Annotated in this window: 21 protein-coding genes; 11 read left to right on the top strand and 10 right to left on the bottom strand. The window is 60.0% G+C overall.

Annotated elements, in window-relative coordinates:
• Positions 1-26: 26 nt before the first annotated feature.
• The 4 genes from LVD12_RS14575 to pilG form a co-directional block, all read right to left on the bottom strand.
• Positions 27-2,171: a methyl-accepting chemotaxis protein gene (locus tag LVD12_RS14575; RefSeq protein WP_237068461.1), complete on the bottom strand. Its 2,145-nt coding sequence runs from the start codon at positions 2,169-2,171 to the stop codon at positions 27-29.
• A gap of 168 nt (positions 2,172-2,339) precedes the next feature.
• Positions 2,340-2,882 (bottom strand): chemotaxis protein CheW, encoded by a 543-nt coding sequence (locus tag LVD12_RS14570; RefSeq protein WP_237068460.1) that lies wholly within the window; start codon positions 2,880-2,882, stop codon positions 2,340-2,342.
• A 17-nt stretch (positions 2,883-2,899) separates the two neighbouring features.
• On the bottom strand, positions 2,900-3,262 hold the full coding sequence (gene pilH / locus LVD12_RS14565) for a twitching motility response regulator PilH (protein WP_237068459.1): 363 nt from the start codon (positions 3,260-3,262) through the stop codon (positions 2,900-2,902).
• A 254-nt stretch (positions 3,263-3,516) separates the two neighbouring features.
• Positions 3,517-3,912, bottom strand: coding sequence for a twitching motility response regulator PilG (pilG, locus tag LVD12_RS14560; RefSeq protein WP_067084389.1), 396 nt, complete (start codon positions 3,910-3,912; stop codon positions 3,517-3,519).
• Positions 3,913-4,264: 352 nt separating this feature from the next.
• Between pilG and gshB the strand changes: the two genes are divergently transcribed.
• The 11 genes from gshB (at position 4,265) to LVD12_RS14505 (ending at position 17,079) form a co-directional block, all read left to right on the top strand.
• Entirely contained in the window at positions 4,265-5,221 is a 957-nt protein-coding gene (gshB, locus tag LVD12_RS14555) for a glutathione synthase (protein WP_237068458.1), read from the top strand.
• Between the two features lie 65 nt (positions 5,222-5,286).
• Positions 5,287-6,195: an energy transducer TonB gene (locus tag LVD12_RS14550; protein WP_237068457.1), complete on the top strand. Its 909-nt coding sequence runs from the start codon at positions 5,287-5,289 to the stop codon at positions 6,193-6,195.
• Between the two features lie 34 nt (positions 6,196-6,229).
• Complete coding sequence (locus tag LVD12_RS14545; RefSeq protein WP_237068456.1) at positions 6,230-6,814, top strand: YqgE/AlgH family protein; 585 nt, start codon at positions 6,230-6,232, stop codon at positions 6,812-6,814.
• A 72-nt stretch (positions 6,815-6,886) separates the two neighbouring features.
• Entirely contained in the window at positions 6,887-7,309 is a 423-nt protein-coding gene (gene ruvX, locus LVD12_RS14540) for a Holliday junction resolvase RuvX (protein ID WP_237068455.1), read from the top strand.
• Between the two features lie 75 nt (positions 7,310-7,384).
• Complete coding sequence (gene hemC / locus LVD12_RS14535) at positions 7,385-8,302, top strand: hydroxymethylbilane synthase (protein WP_237068454.1); 918 nt, start codon at positions 7,385-7,387, stop codon at positions 8,300-8,302.
• Between the two features lie 5 nt (positions 8,303-8,307).
• Positions 8,308-9,084 (top strand): uroporphyrinogen-III synthase, encoded by a 777-nt coding sequence (locus LVD12_RS14530; protein ID WP_237068453.1) that lies wholly within the window; start codon positions 8,308-8,310, stop codon positions 9,082-9,084.
• A gap of 114 nt (positions 9,085-9,198) precedes the next feature.
• Positions 9,199-10,584 (top strand): uroporphyrinogen-III C-methyltransferase, encoded by a 1,386-nt coding sequence (locus LVD12_RS14525; protein WP_237068452.1) that lies wholly within the window; start codon positions 9,199-9,201, stop codon positions 10,582-10,584.
• Entirely contained in the window at positions 10,581-11,822 is a 1,242-nt protein-coding gene (locus tag LVD12_RS14520) for a heme biosynthesis HemY N-terminal domain-containing protein (RefSeq protein WP_237068451.1), read from the top strand. The genes LVD12_RS14525 and LVD12_RS14520 overlap by 4 nt, the downstream gene beginning before the upstream one ends.
• A gap of 576 nt (positions 11,823-12,398) precedes the next feature.
• Positions 12,399-14,651, top strand: a complete 2,253-nt coding sequence (locus tag LVD12_RS14515) for a TonB-dependent receptor (protein ID WP_237068450.1) — start codon at positions 12,399-12,401, stop codon at positions 14,649-14,651.
• 120 nt (positions 14,652-14,771) lie between these two features.
• Positions 14,772-16,352, top strand: coding sequence for a tetratricopeptide repeat-containing sulfotransferase family protein (locus LVD12_RS14510; RefSeq protein WP_237068449.1), 1,581 nt, complete (start codon positions 14,772-14,774; stop codon positions 16,350-16,352).
• Between the two features lie 139 nt (positions 16,353-16,491).
• The gene (locus tag LVD12_RS14505; protein WP_237068448.1) at positions 16,492-17,079 is read left to right on the top strand and encodes a DUF3833 domain-containing protein; all 588 of its coding nucleotides are present in this window, start codon (positions 16,492-16,494) and stop codon (positions 17,077-17,079) included.
• Between the two features lie 46 nt (positions 17,080-17,125).
• Here LVD12_RS14505 and LVD12_RS14500 read toward each other — a convergent pair whose 3' ends face one another.
• From LVD12_RS14500 to LVD12_RS14475, 6 genes are all read right to left on the bottom strand, one after another.
• Positions 17,126-17,455 (bottom strand): hypothetical protein, encoded by a 330-nt coding sequence (locus LVD12_RS14500; protein ID WP_237068447.1) that lies wholly within the window; start codon positions 17,453-17,455, stop codon positions 17,126-17,128.
• Positions 17,456-17,534: 79 nt separating this feature from the next.
• Entirely contained in the window at positions 17,535-18,038 is a 504-nt protein-coding gene (locus LVD12_RS14495) for an arsinothricin resistance N-acetyltransferase ArsN1 family B (RefSeq protein ID WP_237068446.1), read from the bottom strand.
• A 180-nt stretch (positions 18,039-18,218) separates the two neighbouring features.
• Positions 18,219-18,563: a ribonuclease E inhibitor RraB gene (locus LVD12_RS14490; protein ID WP_237068445.1), complete on the bottom strand. Its 345-nt coding sequence runs from the start codon at positions 18,561-18,563 to the stop codon at positions 18,219-18,221.
• A gap of 86 nt (positions 18,564-18,649) precedes the next feature.
• Positions 18,650-19,180: a hypothetical protein gene (locus LVD12_RS14485; protein ID WP_237068444.1), complete on the bottom strand. Its 531-nt coding sequence runs from the start codon at positions 19,178-19,180 to the stop codon at positions 18,650-18,652.
• Between the two features lie 204 nt (positions 19,181-19,384).
• Positions 19,385-19,738 carry a HEAT repeat domain-containing protein gene (locus tag LVD12_RS14480; RefSeq protein ID WP_237068443.1) on the bottom strand — a complete coding sequence of 118 codons (354 nt, stop codon included), beginning with the start codon at positions 19,736-19,738 and terminating at the stop codon, positions 19,385-19,387.
• A 145-nt stretch (positions 19,739-19,883) separates the two neighbouring features.
• Positions 19,884-20,276: an SMI1/KNR4 family protein gene (locus LVD12_RS14475; protein ID WP_237068442.1), complete on the bottom strand. Its 393-nt coding sequence runs from the start codon at positions 20,274-20,276 to the stop codon at positions 19,884-19,886.
• Positions 20,277-20,369: the final 93 nt, after the last annotated feature.

The following is a 20,369-nucleotide window of genomic DNA, read 5'->3' as shown; positions in this document are numbered from 1 at the left end:
GGCAGTGCCGCGCCTGCGCCGTCCGATCAGGCCAGAGCCCGCTCTTCGCGGCCGTGCTCTGCCTCCGCGCTCTCACCCTCGAGCATCGGGAACTCGTCCTCGCCCATGTCGGGCAGCTCTACATCGTACAGGTCACCGCTCTCAACGCCGGAGTTCTCGCTCGGCAGTTTGAAGCCGGCAACGGATTCACGCAGTGCGTTGGCGGTTTCGGCAAGGTTACCAATGGACTGGGCGGTAGCCTGGGTACCAGCGGATGTCTGCGAGGTAATTTCCTGAATCACGTTCATCGTGTTGGAAATATGGCCCGCGGAAGAGGCCTGCTGGCGTGCCGCGTTGGAAATGTTCTGGATCAGTGCGGCCAGGTTGGTGGATACACCCTCAATCTCTTCCAGCGCAACACCCGCGTCCTGGGCCAGTCGGGCACCACGTACCACCTCAGTGGTGGTCTGCTCCATGGAGACCACCGCTTCGTTGGTGTCGGACTGAATCGCTTTTACCAGGCCCTCGATCTGCTTGGTCGCAGCGGCGGAGCGCTCCGCAAGTCGCTGTACCTCGTCCGCAACCACCGCGAAGCCGCGGCCGGCATCACCGGCCATGCTCGCCTGGATGGCGGCGTTCAGGGCGAGGATGTTGGTCTGGTCGGCAATGTCGTTAATCAGGCTCACGATATCGCCAATCTCCTGGGAAGACTCACCCAGGCGCTTGATCCGCTTGGAGGTATCCTGAATCTGCTCGCGGATGGTATCCATGCCCTTGATGGTGTTCTGTACCACCTTGGCGCCGTTGCTCGCGATCTGTACCGAGCGCTCGGCCACCTGGGCCGACTCCGCGGCGTTCGCGGATACCTGGTCGATGGTCACCGCCATTTCGTTCACCGCAGCGGATGCGCCGGCAATTTCCTGGGCCTGGTGCTCGGAGGCCTCGGCCAGGTGCAGTGCGGTCTGCTGGGTTTCCTGGGACAGGGTGGATACTTCCTGGGCCGCATTGTTGATTCGCGACACCAGCACACGGAGCTGGTCGATGGTGTAGTTGATGGAGTCGGCAATCGCGCCGGTAAAGGCCTCGGTTACCGTGGCCGTCGTGGTCAAGTCACCGTCAGCGAGGTCAGCCAGCTCATCCAGCAGCTGCATAATGGCCTGCTGGTTGCGCTCGTTGGTTTCCGACTCCTCGCGCAGGCTGCGGCGGGTACCGGAGAAGGCCGCGATCATCATGCCGAAGATCAGCAGCACGAATACCGCTGCGATGATCGCAATCGTCTGGTTGTTCGGCTGGCGCTCACTGGACAGGTTGACGATGCGGTCGTTCAGGGTACTCAGCGCTTCCAGCAGCTCCGGCGAGGAAGTGATGATGCCGTCTGCAGCCTGGCGGGTCGCGAACAGTGCCGGGGTGGCTTCGAAGATTTCCCGAACGGAAGAGCTTACGAACTCGAACAGCTCGGTAATCTCTTCGAGCGACTGGCGAGCCTCGGCGTCGGTCACACGGGAAATACCCATGACCACGTCACCACTCTTCATGCCCTCAACCACCTTACCGAACAGGCTGGCATCGGTATTGAACTGGTCCGCTGCGTCCTCTGCGTCATCGCCGCCCTGCAGCATCTTGTCGATGTTCCGGCCGATACGCTCTGCACGCCATACCTGCAGCTGCGCCTGCTCGACCTGGTTGGCCGGGGCGTTGTTGGCCAGGAGGATTTCCACGATGTTGTTGTGCTCGGCCTGCAGCTCGGGCAGCGAGTCGTTCAGGGTACTCGCCACATCATTCAGGAAGATGATCGAGTCCTTGTTACCGATGATAGTATCGGCCTGCTCCCGCACCTGGCGCCAGATCTGGTTGTAGCTTGCCAGTTCCGACTGCAGTGCCTCACGGGTGCCCTCATCGGCCTGCTGCAATTCACTCCAGGTGGAGTTCATCTGCTGCACTACCTGCTCCAGCTCGGCGAAGGCCTGCTCATCCCCGGCAGTCGCCGCAGGGGCGTAGGACACCACCTGATAGGAAAGGGCGCGGAGTTCCGCCACCTGCTGCAGGTATTCCTTGTCCCGGTCACCCCGGGTCTGGACCAGATACATACTGACAATCAGTCCCGCCAGCGTGGCGAGTACCAGCAGACCCATAAACAACGCGGCGGGATTACTGCGCAGCGCGGAGAAGGAACTCTGGGAGCCTGTTTTCATAGTTTACTCCTGGCGGACCTGTTGCTCAGGCCAATTCTTTTTGTCACCACTGTGTGTTTAACGCATTACAGGCAGAGGCCCTCAGAAGCCGCCTTCATTGTTGCGGCTGACTGTCGGCACCTGCTCTCCCTTGATCGAAACCCGGCGGGAGCAGCCGGGCTGATGCCGTCAGTGAACCGCGACATCCATAAACTGAGAGTCGTTGAGCAGTGCGGGAATATCAAAAACGAGCCAGCGACCCTGCTGCAGTTTGAATTGACCATTGACCATCGGTGCGAACGACTCCATCAGGTCACCCGGGGCATGGTCCGCATATTCCAGGGCCAGATGCTGCATACCGTGCAGCTCATCCACAATCAGGCCCGCGTATGTCTTGCCCCGCTCGATCACCAGTACACGGCGCTGCTGGCGCGCACCCTGCAGGTGGCCACCAAAGAAAGCCGCCAGGTCAAACAGCGGCAGCAGGCGACCACGCACATTGGCGACCCCGCGCACCCACGACTGCACCCCGGGAATGAACGTATGCTGCGGCACTTCCAGCAATTCCGCCACGTCTTCCATCGGCGCAACGAACTTGTGACCCAGCAGGGAAAAGCCGATACCGCTCCAGTAGGGCTTGACCTCCTGGCGGCCGGGCAGGCCAGCGGCCTGGGACTTGGCGCGGCTGGCCATTTCGACCAGCGCGAGATAGGGAGTCTTCTTTGACTGCACAGGTTATTGCGGCTGGCCTAGGCCAACACCTCCTCGATGGTGCCCAGCAGCTTGCCCTCGTCCACCGGCTTGGTCAGGTAGGCACGCGCACCCTGGCGCATTCCCCACACCCGGTCGGTATCCTGGTCTTTGGTGGTCACGATGATGATCGGAATCCCGCTGGTATTTCCGTCCTTGCTCAACTGGCGCGTGGCCTGAAAGCCGTTGAGGCCCGGCATGACGATATCCATGAGGATGACGTCCGGGCGCTGCTGCCGCGCCACGTCCACACCATTCTCGCCATTGGTCGCCGCAATGACGGCATGGCCATTTTTTTCCAGAATGGTGGTGAGCTTGTGAGTTTCGGTAGGAGAGTCGTCGACGATGAGTACTCGTGCCATTGGTTCCCCGCAACATTGATGGCCCGCTGTACCCGGCAGGGCACAGCAGTTTTGTGTTGTCGTTATTTACAGGCCTGCATCCCTCGACCGGGACCAGCTGCCCGCACTTCCTTTTTCTTTCTTGTTATCAAACCACCGATGCCCAATCGTGCACCGGTAGCGCGACCCGACGCACCCACTCGCGCCCGGATCCGGGGACCTATTCTACGCAGAGATAGCGCACAGGTCCTGCCAGCCGCATGGCCGCAGTAAAATCAGGCGGCGTGATGCGGCTTGGCGTGGGCGGAAATCGCCCCCAACAGCTCGCTCTTGCTGAACGGCTTGGTCAGATATTGATCACAGCCAACGACCCGCCCCTTGGCCTTGTCGAAGAGGCCGTCCTTACTCGACAGCATGACCACCGGCGTGGACCGGAACTCACTGTTGTTCTTGATCAGGGCACAGGTCTGATAACCGTCGAGGCGCGGCATCATGATGTCCACAAAGATGATATCGGGGCGCGAGTCTGCAATTTTTGCCAGCGCATCGAAACCATCTGTTGCAGTGACGACGGTACATCCGGCTTTTTGCAGCAGGGTTTCAGCGGTACGGCGGATCGTCTTGCTGTCGTCGATCACCATGACCGTCAGGCTTTCCCAGTTGAGCTCCATAATATTCTTGAATCCCCTGATTACTTATTTTCGGGCCCCGCGTCCGCAATTGCCGCGGACCCTTATATTGTTTACCGCGTTTCGGGGTCTGGGCGCCTTGTCGACAGGTTTTTGCCAGCGACTGCCCACCTACCGTGCAGGGGACACCTTCGCCAAGGTCGCACAACAGTGGCAACTTTTATCACAGAAGCACCGGTGAATCTACCTGACACGCGACTGAACTGCCTGCGTCTCGATCCCGCTGCGCCCCGACGCCAGCGCCGCAAACGGTTGCGCCGGTAGCGGGCAACTCTTACCTTATCTTCACCCGGCGCCGTCGCCTGTCGATTTTTTAGCCTGCACGGAACACATTATGAGCCAGACCCTAGGCGTGGTGATGGACCCCATCGCCAATATCAGCTTCAAGAAAGATACAACGCTCGCCCTGCTCCAGGCCGCCCAACGCAGTAACTTCACCCTGTATTACTTCGAGCAATCTGACCTCTACCTGGACGGCGGTCGCGCGATGGGTGTCGGTCGGCCCCTGCAGGTATTCGACGATGCACAACGCTGGTTTGCACTGGGCGAACCGGCACCGATGCCCCTGGGCGAGCTCGACACCATCCTGATGCGGGTGGATCCGCCCTTCGACAACGAGTACGTATACTCCACTTACATCCTCGAGGCCGCTGAACTCGAGGGCACCCTCGTCGTGAACAAGCCCCAGTCACTGCGGGACTGCAACGAGAAGATCTACGCCACCCGTTTCCCCCAGTGCTGCCCACCCCTGATCGTCAGCCGCGACATGGCGAGGCTGCGCGCCTTCCATGCCAGCCACAAGGACGTCATCTTCAAACCCCTCGACGGCATGGGCGGCAGTGGCGTCTTCCACTGCAAGCCGGATGGTGCCAATCTGGGCGCGATTCTGGAAATGCTGACGGCACATGGCCGCCGGCAGATCATGGGCCAGCGTTACATCCCCGAGATCAAGCAGGGTGACAAGCGCATCCTGGTCGTGGATGGCGAGGCCGTGCCTTACTGCCTGGCCCGCATCCCCGAGGCCGGCGAAACCCGCGGCAACCTGGCCGCCGGCGGACGGGGCGAAGCCCGGCCGCTGACCGATCGGGACCGCTGGATCGTGGAACAGGTGGCACCCACCCTGAAAGAAAAGGGCCTGCTGTTCGTCGGCCTCGACGTGATTGGCGACTACCTGACCGAAATCAATGTCACCAGCCCCACCTGCGTGCGGGAAATCGACAGCGCCTACGGCACGGATATCGGTGGCCTGCTGATGCGCGCCATCACAGACCGGCTGGCACAAAAAGGGTAAACTCGTATGCTGACTGGCCAGTAGGGCCGATCGCGGTAACCCGAGCAGTAATCAAAACACCAATAATGACTTCCACCGCCAAACCGAACCAGCTTCAGGCTGCCCAGCACGATCGCTTCGTGTTTGCGCTTTTTCTCGCCGGTGCGTTCCACGCGCTGGTGATATTCGGCGTGGCATTCAGTGCGCCAGAGGGCCGTCAGGCACCGCCCACACTGGAGGTTACCCTGGCCCAGCACCACACCGTCGCCGCTCCGAAGGATGCCGACTACCTGGCCCAGCACAACCAGGAAGCCAGCGGCACGGCGGAGGATCCGCGCGAGCTTTCGAGCAACCGGCGCGCTGAGATGGCCGACACTGCTGTCCGCGAGGTCAACCCACTACCCCAACAGCGCGCCTCACGCCCGGCGGAACAGCGTCGCCAGCTGGTCACCACCATCGGCGAGAGCCCCCAACAGGCCCCGGAACTCCCCGCCGAGGACCAACCGTCGGAGGAGCAACAGGGCAATGCGCCCAACGACCTGCCACTCTCCAACCCGGAGATCGCCAGCCTGCAGGCGCGGCTGGACAAGATCCGCCAGACCATCGCCCAGCGCCCGCGCGTGCGACGGCTCACTTCCGTGGCCACCCGCGCCTCCGAGGATGCCGAATACCTGCACGCATGGCGCCAGCGGGTCGAGGCCGTCGGCAATGACAACTTCCCCGAGGAGGCGCTGCAGCGGCAGATCACCGGCAGCCTGCGCATGATGGTGCGCCTTCTGCCCAGCGGCGCCGTGGAGGAAGTCCGCATCCTCGAGTCCTCCGGCGAAACGATCCTGGACGACGCCGCCCAGCAGATCGTGCGCCTGTCGGCCCCGTTTGCGCCATTCCCGGCCGAGATCCGCAAAGAGGCCGATCGCCTGGAAATTATCCGCACCTGGCGCTTTGAGATGACCGGCTTTTCCACCGCCGCGGGCGCTGGCAAGCCGCGCGGTTGAGCACCACTGTCCCGGTCCGCACTAGACTGAATCTATGCACCACCACAATATCGACAGCGACCTCACCCACAACAGCCTGCGCGGCCAGTTCCTGCTTGCCATGCCCGGCATGGAAGACTCGCGCTTCAAGCAGACCATTGCCTTCGTCTGTGAGCACAGCCCCGAAGGCGCCATGGCGATCGTGGTCAATGTGCCCAGCAAAGTGCAGTGGCACGAGGTCTTCCGCCAGCTGTCCCTCGACGACCACAGCCAGCGCGGCGAGGAACCGGTGCTGCTGGGCGGCCCGCTGTCCCCGGAGCAGGGCTTTGTGCTGCATGGCACCGGCATGCGCTTTGACTCCACCGTCGAGGTCAACGAGGACATCAGCCTGACGGCTTCCAAGGATATCCTTGAATCCCTCGCCGCCGGGCGCGGCCCCGACGACGTGCTCGTGGCCCTGGGTTATGCCGGCTGGGAAGGCGGGCAGCTGGAACAGGAGCTGCTGGAGAATGCCTGGCTGACCCTGCCGGCAGAGCCGGAGATCCTGTTTGCCACCCCCACGGAGAAACGCTGGCAGGCGGCCGCCGCCCGCCATGGCATCGACCTCAGCGGCATCGGCTCCCAGGCCGGGCACGCCTGACCGGCCAGGCGCACCGGCAGTCCGACACCCGACGGTGCAGCCACCCACGCCATAAACATCGCAGCAGTCACTATGAAACCCCTCACCGCCCTCGCCTTCGACTTCGGCACCCGCTCCATCGGCACTGCTTACGGCCAGACCCTGACCGCCAGCGCCCGCGAGCTGCCACCGCTGCCGGCAAAGGAGGGACAGCCGGACTGGAACCAGGTGCAGCGCCTGATCGACGAGTGGCAGCCCAAGTTGCTGCTGGTCGGCCTGCCTCTGAACATGGATGGCAGCGAAAGCGAACTCAGCCAGCGGGCGCGCAAATTTGGCAACCGCCTGCATGGCCGCACCGGGCTGCCGGTGGAATTCGCTGACGAGCGGCTCAGCACCCGCGCCGCCAAGGAAGAGGCCTTCGAACGCGGGCACCGGGGCAACTACGCCCGGGACCCGGTGGACTCCATCGCCGCGCGCATCATCCTCGAAGACTGGCTGCGGGCACACGGCAGCTGATTCTCCGACCGGGCACAACGTGCCTTTGTCTCTGCTAGAATTGCCGGCCATTTCTCAAGCGAACGATAGCCGAGCATGTCCATCTCCCGAATCCGTATCGCCACCCGTGAGAGCGCCCTGGCACTCTGGCAGGCCGAGTTTGTCCGCGCCGAACTGGAGAGGCACCATCCCGATCTCACCGTGGAGCTCCTTCCCCTGACGAGTCGCGGCGACCAGCTGCTCGATATCCCGCTGGCCAAGGTCGGCGGCAAGGGGCTGTTCGTGAAGGAGCTGGAAAAGGCCATGCTGGACGGGCGTGCCGACATCGCCGTGCACTCCATGAAGGATGTGCCGATGGAATTTCCCGAGGGGCTGCACTTGCCGGTGATCTGCGAGCGCGAAGATCCCCGCGACGCCTTTGTGAGCAATCACTTCGCCGGTATCGACGCGCTGCCAAAGGGTGCCGTGGTTGGCACTTCAAGCCTTCGGCGCCAGTGCCAGCTGCTGGCGCGTCGCCCGGACCTGCAGGTGAAATTCCTGCGCGGCAATGTGAATACCCGGCTCGCCAAACTGGATGCCGGAGACTTTGACGCCATTATTCTCGCGGCCGCCGGCCTGTTGCGGCTGGAAATGCACGACCGCATCCGTGATTTCCTCGCCCCCGAGATCCTGCTGCCCGCCGGTGGCCAGGGCGCCGTCGGTATCGAGTGCCGCCAGGATCCCGAGCTGGAAGCTCTCCTGCGCCCGCTGCACCATGCCGACACCAGTGCCCGGCTGGTGGCCGAACGCGCCCTCGTGCGCCGGCTCAATGGCAGCTGCCAGGTACCGATTGGCGGCTTTGCCGTACTGGAGGGCGACGAACTCTGGTTACGGGGCCTGGTTGGCAGTCCGGACGGCGACCAGATGGTGCGCGCCGAACGCCGTGGGCCGGTCACCGATGGCGAGGCGATGGGCATCGCCGTGGCCGAAGAGCTGCTCGCCAACGGTGCTGACAAGATCCTCCAGGCGGTCTGATCGCCATGGGGCAGCCCCTGCTGGGCCGGCGCATCCTCGTCATCCGGCCGACCGCACAGGCCGCCGGCTGGTGCCGCCGACTGCAGGAGGCTGGAGCGGACTCAGACTGCATCCCCATGCTGGCCATCGAACCGGTCAGCGACGCGGAGGGCTGCCTGGCCATCAAACAGCGGGTGCTGGATTTCGACCAGACGGATCACGCCATCTTCGTCTCCCGCAACGCGGTGCACTACGGCTTTGAGTGGCTCGACAGCTACTGGCCACAGCTGCCGGTGGGCCCCCGTTACTATGCCATCGGCGCGGCAACCGCAGCGGCACTGGCGCAGGCAGGTGTCCACTGCCAGAGCGCCGGAGACAGCATGGACTCGGAAGCCCTGCTGGCGTTGCCGGCGCTGCGCAAACCCCGCGACGAGAAGGTGCTGATATTCCGCGGACGCGGCGGCCGGCCATTGATCGGCGAGACGCTGCGCAATCGGGGCGCCCGGGTCGACTACTGCGAGCTTTATCACCGCAAGCTGCCCGCCGAAGCTGCGGCCATGCTGGCCGGCTATCAGGAGCAGCCCGATGCCATCGCCGTGCACAGCGGCGAGACACTGCAGAACCTGGCCCGCTGTATCGAAACTACCGGCCGCACCGACCTTCGCCACGCCCTGCTGGTCTGCCCCAGTGGGCGGGTGGCGGCCATGGGCGCAGAACTGGGTTTCGACCGCACTATCGCAGCCACCAATGCCGGTGACGATGCCATGCTGGAAGCTCTCAGCCGTACCCTGCGGGGCCAGTGAGCCGTTTCCCCCGCCCCGATTCAGTACATTTTTTTAATTGCACGCCACCCTTTGACTATGGTGTGTCGCAAGTCGCTATAATTTGACGACATTTTCCACCTCTTTGCGGCCGCCATGACTGATAAAAAATCCGCCAAACCCGAAACCAATCCGGCTTCCGGCAAGGATGTGCCAACAGTGACGGAAAAGGCCGAACCCAAGAGCAATTTTGCCAAGGCCAAGCAGGATCGGGGCAGCAAGCCGTCAGCAAAGAAGAGCGCACCGCCCAAAAAAGGGGGGCTCGGCTGGCTGTGGCTGCTGCTCACCGTGCTGATCCTCGGCGGGGGCGGCGCCTGGGCCTGGTACAACGTGCCACAGGTACAGCAGGGGTTCGCGGAGTTGCGTGCACGCCTGCCCGGCGGCGACCAGCCCGACCGCAACGACCAGGCAGCGAATGGAACGGGCAGCCAGGCGTCCGCTGCGCCGGAGCAAGCGCCCACTGTCACGCCAGCGGAGCGAGGCGACACCGCAGCGCCCACTACCCCACCCCCGGACCCCGCGCCCGCTGCTCCCGGCACCCGGGAACCGTTAACCACCACGCAACCGTCCACCCCGACAGGCAATGCCCGCCAGGAGCGAGTAGAGCAGGCAGCCGCTGCGCTTGCCCAGGAAGTGGAGCGCCAGGATCAGGTGATCGCCGAGCTGCAGCAGCAATTGGCACGCATGCAACGGGCCCTGAATGCCCAGGCCGGCAGACTCAGTGAACTGGGCAATGTCAGCCGCCAGGACTGGCAACTGGCAGAGGCCGACTACCTGCTGCGCCTCGCCAACCAGCGATTGCTGCTCGAGCGGGACAGTCGTGCCGCACTGGGCCTGCTCGAAGAGGTGGACACCATCCTGCGCCGTGTTGACCTCCCGGACCTCTATGCCGTGCGCCAGCAACTGGCCCGGGATCTCACTGCCCTCAAACTGGTGGACAATATCGACCGCGAGGGAATTTTCCTGCGCCTGCGGGCCCTGGAGGAGCAGTTGCTGCGCACTGACATCCAGCCGGAGTTCGACCTGGCGACCCGGGACACCTCGGAACTGGTTGCCGGTGAGGCCAGTGGCGAACAGGGCCCGGTCGAGCGCAGCTGGGACAATTTCCTGCGATTCATGCAGGAGTCGGTGCGCATACGCGACGGCGATATCGACCCGGTACTGCTGTCGCCCCAGAGTGAGGCCCGCTTCCGCCAGAGCCTGCGCCTGAATATGGAACAGGCCGAGCTGGCGCTGCTGCGGGAAAACGGCACGGTGTTCCGCGATTCCCTGCTGCGGGCCAGAAAGCTGCTGCTCGATTACGGCATTCCCAGCCATCAGCGTGAGGTGCTGGCAGGCGAGCTGCAGAAACTTTCCCAACTCGATATCGAGGTAGAACTCCCGAGCCTCGCCGCCTCCCAGAGTGCCCTGCACAACTACATCGAGCAGCTGCACAAGACAGAGAGCGTGGAGCCGGTCGAGCGCGAGGGGGAGACACCATGAAACGCTTCCTGTTTTCGGGCCTCGCCTTCCTCTTGTTCGGGGCCTTTCTCGCGGAAATGATCCGCAGCTATCCCGGTTACCTGCTGCTGGCTGTCGGCGGCAAGCGCATCGAGATGAACCTGTGGGTCGCCGTCGGTGCGCTTGCACTGGCCCTGCTGTTGATTTTTCTCGCCTTCTGGCTGCTGCGCAGCCTGCTGCGTGGAGTCGAGGGCAGTGTCAGCCGTATCCGCTTCGGTCGCACCCGCGTCGCCCGCCGCCGCCTGACCAACGGGCTGGTGGAATTTATGGAGGGCAACTGGGCCCGCGCCCGGCGCCAGCTGCTCAAAAGTGCCCCGCGCTCTGACGCACCGCTGATCAACTACCTTGCCGCCGCGCGCAGCGCCTATGAACTCGGCTACCGGGACGAGGCCAATGAACTGCTGGCCAAGGCCGAGGCCAGCGGTGACGACACCCGCCTGGCAGTCGCCCTCAGCCAGGCGCGCATGCAGCTGCTCGACAAGCACTACGAGCAATGCATTGCTTCCCTCGAGCGGGCCAAGCAGGTGGAACCCAAACATCCGGCCGTGCTGCAGCTGCTGAAAGAAGCCTACTACCGGCTCGGCGACTGGAAGCACCTGCGCGACCTGCTACCGGAGCTGGAAAAACACGCGAACATGCCCGACGACCAGATGGAACAACTGGAGCTGGAAATTTACCAGCACCAGCTGCGCGATGCCGCCAGCCGCCGCGACCCGGAAAAGCTCAGTGAAATCTGGCAGGGACTCAGCGGTCGCTGGCAGCGTCACATGGCCCTGCGCAGCCTCTACGGGGAGCTGCTGCATGAAATCGGCCGCGATGAAGAAGCGGAAAAGCACCTGCGCTGGGTACTGAACCGTGAGTGGCGACCGGAACTGGCCCGTCTGTATGGCTGTCTCACCGGTGCCGATGCCACCGAACAGCTGACCGTCGCCGAGGGCTGGATGAAGGAATACGGCGAGAATGGCGACCTGCTCACCTGTATCGGGCGCCTTTGCCTGCGCAACGAACTCTGGGGCAAGGCCAGGCAGATCTTCGAGAAGAGCCTGCTGTTGCGCTCAGACCCCGCCACCTCTGCCGAGCTTGCGCGCCTGCTGTATGCACTGGGGGAAAAAGAGGCCGCAGCGGAACTGTACAAGGAGGGCCTCATGCAGGCGGTGGCAGACCTGCCCCAGTTACCGCTGCCCGGGGATGGCAAGCCGGCGCTCGAAGCTTACGGTTGAGCGGAGCATCATCCCCCCACTCTCGGCCGGGCGACTTCTATCCCCGGCCGGCCACCTGCCTAAACTGTCTTTTCCCGGAAAAACTTGCCTATCTTTGCCCCAGAGCTTCGGAGCGGCATCGCTCGGTTGCGCGCTGATCTGGATTGCAGTAAAACCCAGTTTAAGACTCATATAAGAATACCGGCATGCACCACAACACCATCGCAACAGGCGATCCGCTCTGCCGGCGCTGCTGCGATTACCACCTGAGTGAATGGTTCAACAATTGACTTCCGCTACCACCGTTGGGTAGCGGGCGGCCGATCGATTTCATCTCAGCCTGCCTGATCTCTCCGTAGTTCATCCACTTATGGCAGGTTTCCGTGTTTCAGTTTTATCTCTCTTTTTTTGGCTCTTTCACGCCCAGCCGCCGCATCCCGTGGCACAAGTTTTGCTATGCAATATCAGTGCAGCAGCATGAAACAGCCGGTGCCGGCCATACCCCGCGGGCAACAGAGCTGTCTTAACCGGACACAACTTTCCGGACATAAACACAACAACGATTAAAGAAAGCAACGAGAAGTCAAAGGTACCCTTATGACCAAGTACAACAAAAAGCTCATCGCCCTGGCGATCGCTGCCAGTAACGCCGTTCCGCTGGCTGTGCAGGCCCAGGAAAGCGGGCAGCAGTTTCAGGCCCTGGAGGAAGTCGTTGTAACGGCCAGCCGCCGCTCCGAATCTATTCAGGATATTCCCTACAACATCACAGCGGTCACCGGTGAAGCGCTGGAAAATGTTGGCGCCAATGACCTGACCAAGATGGTGCAGTTCATACCTGGTATGCAGATGATCGACGCTGGCCCCCGCAGTACCGGTCTTGTGACCCTGCGCGGTATGAATGTCGGCGGCCTGGAAGCGTCCGAAAACCAGGGCGGTAAGGACATCATTTCCCGCTACGTCAACGACACTCCCCTGCTGATCGACTTCAAACTGGTAGACATCGAGCGTGTTGAAGTCCTGCGCGGCCCCCAGGGCACCCTTTATGGGCGCGGCGCCATGGCAGGCACCTTGCGCTACATCCTCAACAAGCCGACCACGGAGCTGACCGAGGGCTCCATCAGCACCGAGATCTATCAGAACAGCGAGAGCGACGGTATTTCCAGCGAGGTGAGCGGCGTCTTCAACCTGCCCCTGTCCGACACGCTGGCCCTGCGCTTCTCCGGCACCCGGGTCGATGATGCCGGCTTCGTGGACTACAAGAACGTGCTGGTAGAGCCCGGCGTGAGCAATGCCGAGCGCACCATCGATGATGCCAATACCGAAGAGACCAACTCCGCCCGCGTTTCCCTGCGCTGGGAACCCACCGAGGAGTTTTTCGCGCAGGGTAACTACTACGTGCAGGACTCCAAGGCCGGTGGTCGCCAGGCTGTGAACCCGGCATTCACCGGTGAGGACTTCGCCTCCGCGCTGCGCTATGAAGAAGTGCGCGAGAACAAGGACACCCTGTTCAACGTGGAATTCGGCTGGAACAGCGACGCCATCGAGATCTTCTCCACCACCTCGCTGGCTGAGTACGAAGGCATTGGCAACCGCGACCAGACCGACCTGCTGTGCGTTGACATCTGGCCGGGATACTGTGACTTCCCGGAGTTCTCTGGCTTTACTGTGGATGACAACCAGTCAGAGTCACTGGTTCACGAGACCCGCTTCCTATCCACCGACGCCAACTCCCCGGACTGGCTCGACTGGATCGCCGGTGTCTACTATGAGGAAACCGAGACACTGCTGGATGCGCGCGAGTACACACCCGGCTACCAGGACTGGGCCGGTATCGATACCGGTTACGGCGAGCTGGAATACTGGCATTACAGCGATAGCACCTTTGAAGAGCGCGCGGTTTACGGTGAAGCCACCTTCCACGCCAATGATCAGCTGCAGGTGACGCTGGGCGCCCGTTACTTCCAACAGGAAGAGTCCTTCGCTTACGACTGCACACTGCTGCCAGTCTGGTGGTACTGGTCACGCGATACCGTTGAAGCCGAGTGTGACGCCGGTTCCGGGGACATCGATGACACCGTATTCAAGTTCAATACGGCCTATAACTTCAGCGATGACGTAATGCTTTACGCGACTGTTGCAGAAGGCTTCCGCCGCGGCGGCACCAATATCGGGCCCCAGCTGCTCGACAGCGAGAAGGCATTTAAATCAGATACCGCCGTCAACTACGAGCTGGGCTGGCATACCACCCTCGCGCAGGGCGCTGTGATCTTTAACGGTGCCGTGTTCATGATCGACTGGAAGGATCTTCAGGTACCAACCAAGTCAGAAGCTCAGGCTATTAACATCACCGGCAACGCCAACCAGGGTGAGATCACCGGTCTGGAACTCTCCACCCAGGCAGCCGTGTCTGACAACCTGACCCTGAGCGGCTGGATCACCTACTACGATCATGCACTGAAAGGCGACGCGCCCGAGATCGATGGTTTCGATGGTGACAGCTTCCCGGGTGTACCCAACCTGCAGGCGAACGTGGCGTTCGACTATGCCATCGATGTCCCCACCGGTGAGCTCACCCTGCGTGGTAACGCCTACTACAAGGATGAGGTGCAGACCCGCCTGAACAGCCTTGGTGACAACTTCGACAACGAGACCCTGGACTCCTACGTCGTGGCGAACCTGTCTGCCGACTATCGCCTTGACCAGTGGCGCGCCTCGCTGTTCGCCGATAACGTCACCAATGAGTATTACTTCTCCGGTGTACGTAGTGAGAAGCGCTATGGAGAGCGCGGCCAGTTCTACTATGTAGGTCAGCCCCGCACTCTCGGCGTGAACGTTTCCTACGAGTTCTGATCCGACTCCTCTCACAGGATCGTTAGGCGGGGCCCGGCCCCGCCTTTTTTGTTTCCGCGCTCTATAATGCAGCTTCGGCGAAGCGCGGCAGACGCCATGGCCAGTATTACGGAGGTACCCATGAGCCAGACAGACATCAGCGGAAAACTCGGGCGGGTACGCGACGCAGTGTCCGCCAGGGACTGGCGAACGGCGACCGCACTCTGTATCGAGATCCTGAAGCAGGATCCCCGACAGGCTGACGCGCACCTGGTTCTGGGCCTCGCCGCCGCCGAGGGCGGCAAGATCGATATGGCCCTGCGAGCATTCGATACCGTGCTGAAAATCGATCCAGCCCGCTTCGATGCCCGCATTCAGAAAGCACGGTGCCTGGTTCAGGCCGGACGACCCGCAGCAGCCGAGCAGGAGGCACTGCAATGCATCGAGCCTGCCGAACACAACCCCAAGCTACTGGACCTGCTCGCCACCGTTTTCAGCCATATCGGTAAACAGGAAAGGGCCGGTCCTCTCATTCAGCGTGCCGCCGAACTGGCACCGCAGGACATCAGCATTCTCTCTAACGCCGCCGCCATACAGCTTTTTCTGGGCTCCAACCGTGAGGCAGCCGCAACACTGGAACATGCACTGCAGCTCGATCCCGCCCATGCCCGCAGCCACTGGCAGCTGTCCAAGGCACGCAAGGCCCGGGATAGCGATCACTGCCAGGAAATGGAAGCACTGCTGGCACAACAGCATGCGAGCGGCGAAGCCCCGGTGTACCTCCATTACGCGCTGGGTAAGGAATATGAGGATCTGGAGCGCTGGGACCAGGCCTGGAAACATTACCAGCAGGGCGCGGACAAACAGCGACAGCGCCTGCAGTACCAGGCCAGCGAGGATCAGGCCCTGTTTGATACATTGCTTGCCCGCCTGGATGAGCGCTGGCTCACAGCCACACCGCCAACACCCAGGGCCCATACATCCGAGCCCATTTTCATCCTCGGCCTGCCGCGATCGGGCAGCACACTGGTAGAGCGCATCATAGCCAGTCACAGCCAGGTTCAGTCCCTCGGCGAGCTTGCACAATGGCCTCTGGCAGTGAAGAGGCTCAGCAACATCCGTCAGCCCGGATTATTCCAGCCGGCAATTGCCGCGCGGGCCGATACCGTGGATTTGCAGCGCGCCGCTACCCAGTACCGCGAGGAAATCGCCTACTTGCAGGACGGCAGCGCGCTATTTACCGACAAGCTGCCGGCCAACTTCCTGTATCTCCCACTACTTGCCAGGGCCTTTCCACAGGGGCGACTGGTGCATGTCTACCGCAACCCGCTGGACAGCTGCTTCGCCATGTACAAGCAACTGTTTGCAGACGCCTACCCTTTCTCCTACACCCTCGGGGAGCTGGCGGACTACTACATCGGTTATCACCGGCTGATGGCGCACTGGCGCCGACTACTCGGCGATCGCCTTATCGAGGTCAATTACGATCAGCTGGTCCGGGAGCAGGAGCCACAGACCCGGCTACTGCTGGAGAGCCTGGGCCTGCCGTTCGAGACTGACTGCCTGGAGTTTCACCGCACTTCGAGTGCGACAGCCACTGCCAGTGCCGCCCAGGTACGCCAGCCCATGCACAGCCTCTCCGTCGGTCGCTGGCAGATGTTTGCCGAGCAACTCAGCCCCCTCAAACAGCGTCTGGAGGCGGCGGGGATCGCTCTCGAATAATGTGACGCCAATCCGGCGTGATATCAGCTACCGTCGAAGCAGAATGGATTAGGCTGAGCACAGATGGAGATGACTGGTGGTCTGCACGCATATTGGCTGCGTAGACTCCCCGGAAAACCAGACAAGGAGCCCCGCGCCCATGCCCCCCATCACCAGAGGCCTGCTGTTGGTAGCCATGTCCCTGTTACTGGCTGCCTGCAGCTCAGTTGGCATCGAGGAGTACCAGGGCAATCAGCCCCAATTGGTCCCCGAACAGTTCTTTAACGGCCCCCTCAGTGCCCACGGCGTGCTCAAAAACCGCAGTGGCAAGGTGACCCGCCGCTTCAATGCCGAATTGCAGGGTAGCTGGGACGGCGGCGTGGGGTTGTTGGCTGAGCGCTTTGTGTTTGATGACGGCGAAGTGCAGTTTCGCAACTGGCAACTGATACCTACTGAGCGCGTATCAGCACCCTCAGTGCGTACCTTTATCGGCCGCGCCGAAGATGTGATTGGCGATGCCGAGGTGCGGGTCAGCGGTAACGCGATGTTTATCCGCTACGTGCTCGAAGTGCCCTACAACGGTGATACGATCGAGGTTAATGTGGATGACCGCATGTACCTGGTATCTGACCGGGTCTTGATTAACGAATCCAAGCTAACCAAGTTTGGCATCCCTGTAGGCGAAATCGTCCTGACCATCATTCGTGGTACCGCTCCACTTGACGTCAAACAAGCGGCCACCAAATAAAATCTGACTGCTAGGGCACTTGCAGGCAAAGCCCCAACCGGACTCGTTAAATCGCTGCCAATGTCGAGCCCAGCAGCAGCACAGCGGCAACCGTGATCAACCCCTGCACCAAGGCAATTGCAATCCCCTTCAGGAAGCCGGTGCCCAGTACCAGCATATAAGCGAGGGCCGCCAGGGGAATACTGATCAGGAAACCAAGTTCCTGAGTCACCCCGGGGATCATGCCGCCGGCAACCCGCTGAATGACCACAGCCAACAGCAAGGCAAACAGACAATAGAACGTGCCTGTATTACGCGCCCCGATCATTGCTGCTGCCATTTTCAGCGGTAGTACCAGGACAGCGACGATGATGATAAGGAGAATGATCAATTCCATAAAGACATCCCACCAGTAACTTTCAAGTATTGCTCGGCAGGCATACTACACCTTGTGGAAGCCAACACTTGCCTCCAGATCACCGTTCGCACTTGTCAGGAAGCAGATACTGCCAGTATCCGACATCGATCCACGTATCAAACTTTCGCCCGACTTCCTTGAAGTGCGCGACTTTGACCATGCCAAGTTTTTCATGCAGTGCCACGCTGCCTTCATTGGGCAATGTAATGCCGCACATGACCGCATGCACTTCCAGGCGCCTGAGCTCGGAGAGTAGCTGCCTGTAGAGCCGGGTTCCCCAGCCCTTGCCCATCGACGCTGGCTCCACGTAGACCGAAGCCTCAACCGAATGCTGATAAGCCGCGCGCTCTTTCCACTTCGTAGCGTAGCAATAGCCCAAAACGCCTTCCGAATCCTCTGCCACTAGCCAGGGCAGGCTGTTCGCCAGGCAATGGTCTATACGCGATGCCATATCCCCAATGGAAACTGGCATGACTTCAAATGTCACTGTGGTGTTTTCTACATAATGGTTGTAGATTTTGGCAATAGCGACAGCATCAGCCTTGTTAGCAGTTCGGATCATTTAAAAATCAAGTAGTCTCTACTAAACGTGGGTAAGTCTTGCATTTAACGCCGCCGGCAGGGGCTGCTTACCTTGTGCGCATTTTGCGCAAAAATGGGAGCAGAGCGACCTGCGCAAAAGGTGCACAAGGTAGGCTGTCCCGCGGAGGGACGCAGGCCCGGAGCAAATTGCCCGGCTTTGTTAGGTACCATTTTGTGCAATGCAGCCCCAGCCATCAATTTCGATACCGTATAACTCTGCGATACAGGTCATAAAACCGGAAACGCAAAGCAAAATATTTTGTGTTACCGGCATGTCGATCAGAACTTGCACCATGTACTGATCCTCTTCAAGGATCACGCTCGCTCTTCCATACTGGAAATCTTGCAGAAAGCCAGCGACCGTATCGGCTTTTTCCTTACTAGGACACTTGAATGTGAAATCGACTTCTCTAAATTTGCTGAAGTCATCCCCATTACTATCCAAGCTCCGAAGCACATCGGTATCAGCTTCCGTAGCTTCCATTAGTTTTGATATTACTGACATGCTCTTGTACCTAACGCCCGGGCTCAGCGGCCGATTTGGAGGCGCACCGCGCCGGAAAAGCGGTCCGCTGCAGCCCCTGGTTATGTTTAGTTCTGGTCCACGGATAGAGAAGACATTATTTCTCTGCCAACTGGTAACCATTCTTCTGCTTGTTGCACTGTGGTATTAAAAGCAGCAAGCAAAAAGCGTCCATCAACAGACGTCCCGTATATAATGTTGTGGATTTTCGTATCCCTCGCCGGCGTTACTAGCTCCATAACCATGAAAGTGCTCCCGTTTTGCTCAATCACTTCATCTCTTATCCATTTTGCAGAAGGATACATATTGTGAAACATGTCAGAAATGGTGCTATGCGCTTCCCGGACCTGCGATGGATTCATAGCATTATTAGTATGATTAAAAGCCAAAGTCACACCACCCGTTTCATCACTTAGAACTTCGGTTGGCCTTCTTGAAGAACGGTATTTCATTGCCAAAAGATCTTTGGGCATTGGCTCAAAGCCTGCAGGTGTGAGAATAGAGGCCTTCCCATCAAGTACATTCACCTTTGAGAGATCTCCCGACCAAGCAAGCGTGCTGAACAGGAATACCAATACAACTAAAAAATACTTCTTCATTTTTACTTCGTCCTCTATTTAACATGAGTTTTGCTTGGTCCTATGCTGGAAAGGAGCATAACGCCCACAGCAGGGGCGGATTACCTTATGCGCGTTTTGCGCAAAAATGGGAGCGGAGCGACCGCGCAAAACGTGCATAAGGTAAGCCGTCACGCGGAAGCCCGAAGGGCCGTAGCCTCGCTGCCTGTGATTGTTATGTGTGTACTAGCCAACCAAGAAATCTTCGTTTGGATGCTCTAATTCAAAGCTGGCTACGATTGCTTTAGCCTCAACGAACTCTTTATCGTGAAGCATCACATATGCCCAAGCTCTAACGTCTCTGTGCGTACTTTTCAGTTCATCCGCAAGTAAAGGTATGTATTTTTTACCTGATGCGTAGCCAATTAGCTCAATATACTTAGCCCGCATATCAGGGCTTTCTTCTTTTAGCATTAAGGGCACGATGAATTCAACATGCTGATCAATCGATTGCATGAGGCATTGAAACCCATCCTCAAAGGTTCTCCAGTTAGAGCTATTGAGCCAATCTATCCAAGTGTCAAATTGCGGATCTTTCACGCTGCTCACATAACGCCGCCGGCAGGGGCAGCTTACCTTGTGCGCTTTTTGCGCGAAAATGGGAGCGCAGCGACCCGCGCAAAACGTGCACAAGGTAAGCTGTCCCGCGGAGGGCCACAGGCCCGGAGCAAATTGCCCGGCCTTGTTATTGTTTTTCGATAGCACTGAAGTCCGGGGCAACCTCAGAAACCGAACCATCTTCATGCGACCAAACGCTGACTTTATCGAGAATTACACCTGCCTCTCTAAGGAGAATTAATTGATCTCCGCAGCCATTACCAGCTATAGCAATTGCCCCCTCTGGAAAGTAGCCAAACTCTCTACATGATTCTGTTTCGCTAAGTATGTGGTTACACGTGCGAGAGATTCGCTTTTTATCCGACACATCTTTTATAGGATAGAAATCCCAATCATCTTCACCAAGATATGCATGGCCGCCATTCGACTTCAGCATAGAAGATCGATAAGCCGCAGGAAGCCTTGCCCCAAGCTCATTCTCAGTAATTTCAAGTTGATCTTCAGGTAACTCAAATGGCATTTACTTCTCCAGAACAATAACGCCTGGCTCAGCGCGACATAGCGGAGCAGAGCTTTTGTGTAAAAATGTGAGCGCAGCGAACATCACAAAAGC

Source organism: Microbulbifer guangxiensis, from assembly GCF_021729075.1.
Classification (GTDB): Bacteria; Pseudomonadota; Gammaproteobacteria; order Pseudomonadales; family Cellvibrionaceae; genus Microbulbifer; species Microbulbifer guangxiensis.
The sequence above is the reverse complement of the archived record's forward strand: the minus strand, read 5'-3'. Positions and strand labels throughout refer to the sequence as shown.

What these genes read in the sequence shown, in the direction of transcription:
- LVD12_RS14575 (WP_237068461.1), bottom strand. Translation starts at nt 2,171, where the DNA reads ATGAAAACAGGCTCCCAGAGTTCCTTCTCCGCGCTGCGCAGTAATCCC.
- pilH (WP_237068459.1), bottom strand. Translation starts at nt 3,262, where the DNA reads ATGGCACGAGTACTCATCGTCGACGACTCTCCTACCGAAACTCACAAG.
- pilG (WP_067084389.1), bottom strand. Translation starts at nt 3,912, where the DNA reads ATGGAGCTCAACTGGGAAAGCCTGACGGTCATGGTGATCGACGACAGC.
- gshB (WP_237068458.1), top strand. Translation starts at nt 4,265, where the DNA reads ATGAGCCAGACCCTAGGCGTGGTGATGGACCCCATCGCCAATATCAGC.
- LVD12_RS14550 (WP_237068457.1), top strand. Translation starts at nt 5,287, where the DNA reads ATGACTTCCACCGCCAAACCGAACCAGCTTCAGGCTGCCCAGCACGAT.
- LVD12_RS14545 (WP_237068456.1), top strand. Translation starts at nt 6,230, where the DNA reads ATGCACCACCACAATATCGACAGCGACCTCACCCACAACAGCCTGCGC.
- ruvX (WP_237068455.1), top strand. Translation starts at nt 6,887, where the DNA reads ATGAAACCCCTCACCGCCCTCGCCTTCGACTTCGGCACCCGCTCCATC.
- hemC (WP_237068454.1), top strand. Translation starts at nt 7,385, where the DNA reads ATGTCCATCTCCCGAATCCGTATCGCCACCCGTGAGAGCGCCCTGGCA.
- LVD12_RS14530 (WP_237068453.1), top strand. Translation starts at nt 8,308, where the DNA reads ATGGGGCAGCCCCTGCTGGGCCGGCGCATCCTCGTCATCCGGCCGACC.
- LVD12_RS14525 (WP_237068452.1), top strand. Translation starts at nt 9,199, where the DNA reads ATGACTGATAAAAAATCCGCCAAACCCGAAACCAATCCGGCTTCCGGC.
- LVD12_RS14520 (WP_237068451.1), top strand. Translation starts at nt 10,581, where the DNA reads ATGAAACGCTTCCTGTTTTCGGGCCTCGCCTTCCTCTTGTTCGGGGCC.
- LVD12_RS14515 (WP_237068450.1), top strand. Translation starts at nt 12,399, where the DNA reads ATGACCAAGTACAACAAAAAGCTCATCGCCCTGGCGATCGCTGCCAGT.
- LVD12_RS14510 (WP_237068449.1), top strand. Translation starts at nt 14,772, where the DNA reads ATGAGCCAGACAGACATCAGCGGAAAACTCGGGCGGGTACGCGACGCA.
- LVD12_RS14505 (WP_237068448.1), top strand. Translation starts at nt 16,492, where the DNA reads ATGCCCCCCATCACCAGAGGCCTGCTGTTGGTAGCCATGTCCCTGTTA.
- LVD12_RS14500 (WP_237068447.1), bottom strand. Translation starts at nt 17,455, where the DNA reads ATGGAATTGATCATTCTCCTTATCATCATCGTCGCTGTCCTGGTACTA.
- LVD12_RS14495 (WP_237068446.1), bottom strand. Translation starts at nt 18,038, where the DNA reads ATGATCCGAACTGCTAACAAGGCTGATGCTGTCGCTATTGCCAAAATC.
- LVD12_RS14490 (WP_237068445.1), bottom strand. Translation starts at nt 18,563, where the DNA reads ATGTCAGTAATATCAAAACTAATGGAAGCTACGGAAGCTGATACCGAT.
- LVD12_RS14485 (WP_237068444.1), bottom strand. Translation starts at nt 19,180, where the DNA reads ATGAAGAAGTATTTTTTAGTTGTATTGGTATTCCTGTTCAGCACGCTT.
- LVD12_RS14475 (WP_237068442.1), bottom strand. Translation starts at nt 20,276, where the DNA reads ATGCCATTTGAGTTACCTGAAGATCAACTTGAAATTACTGAGAATGAG.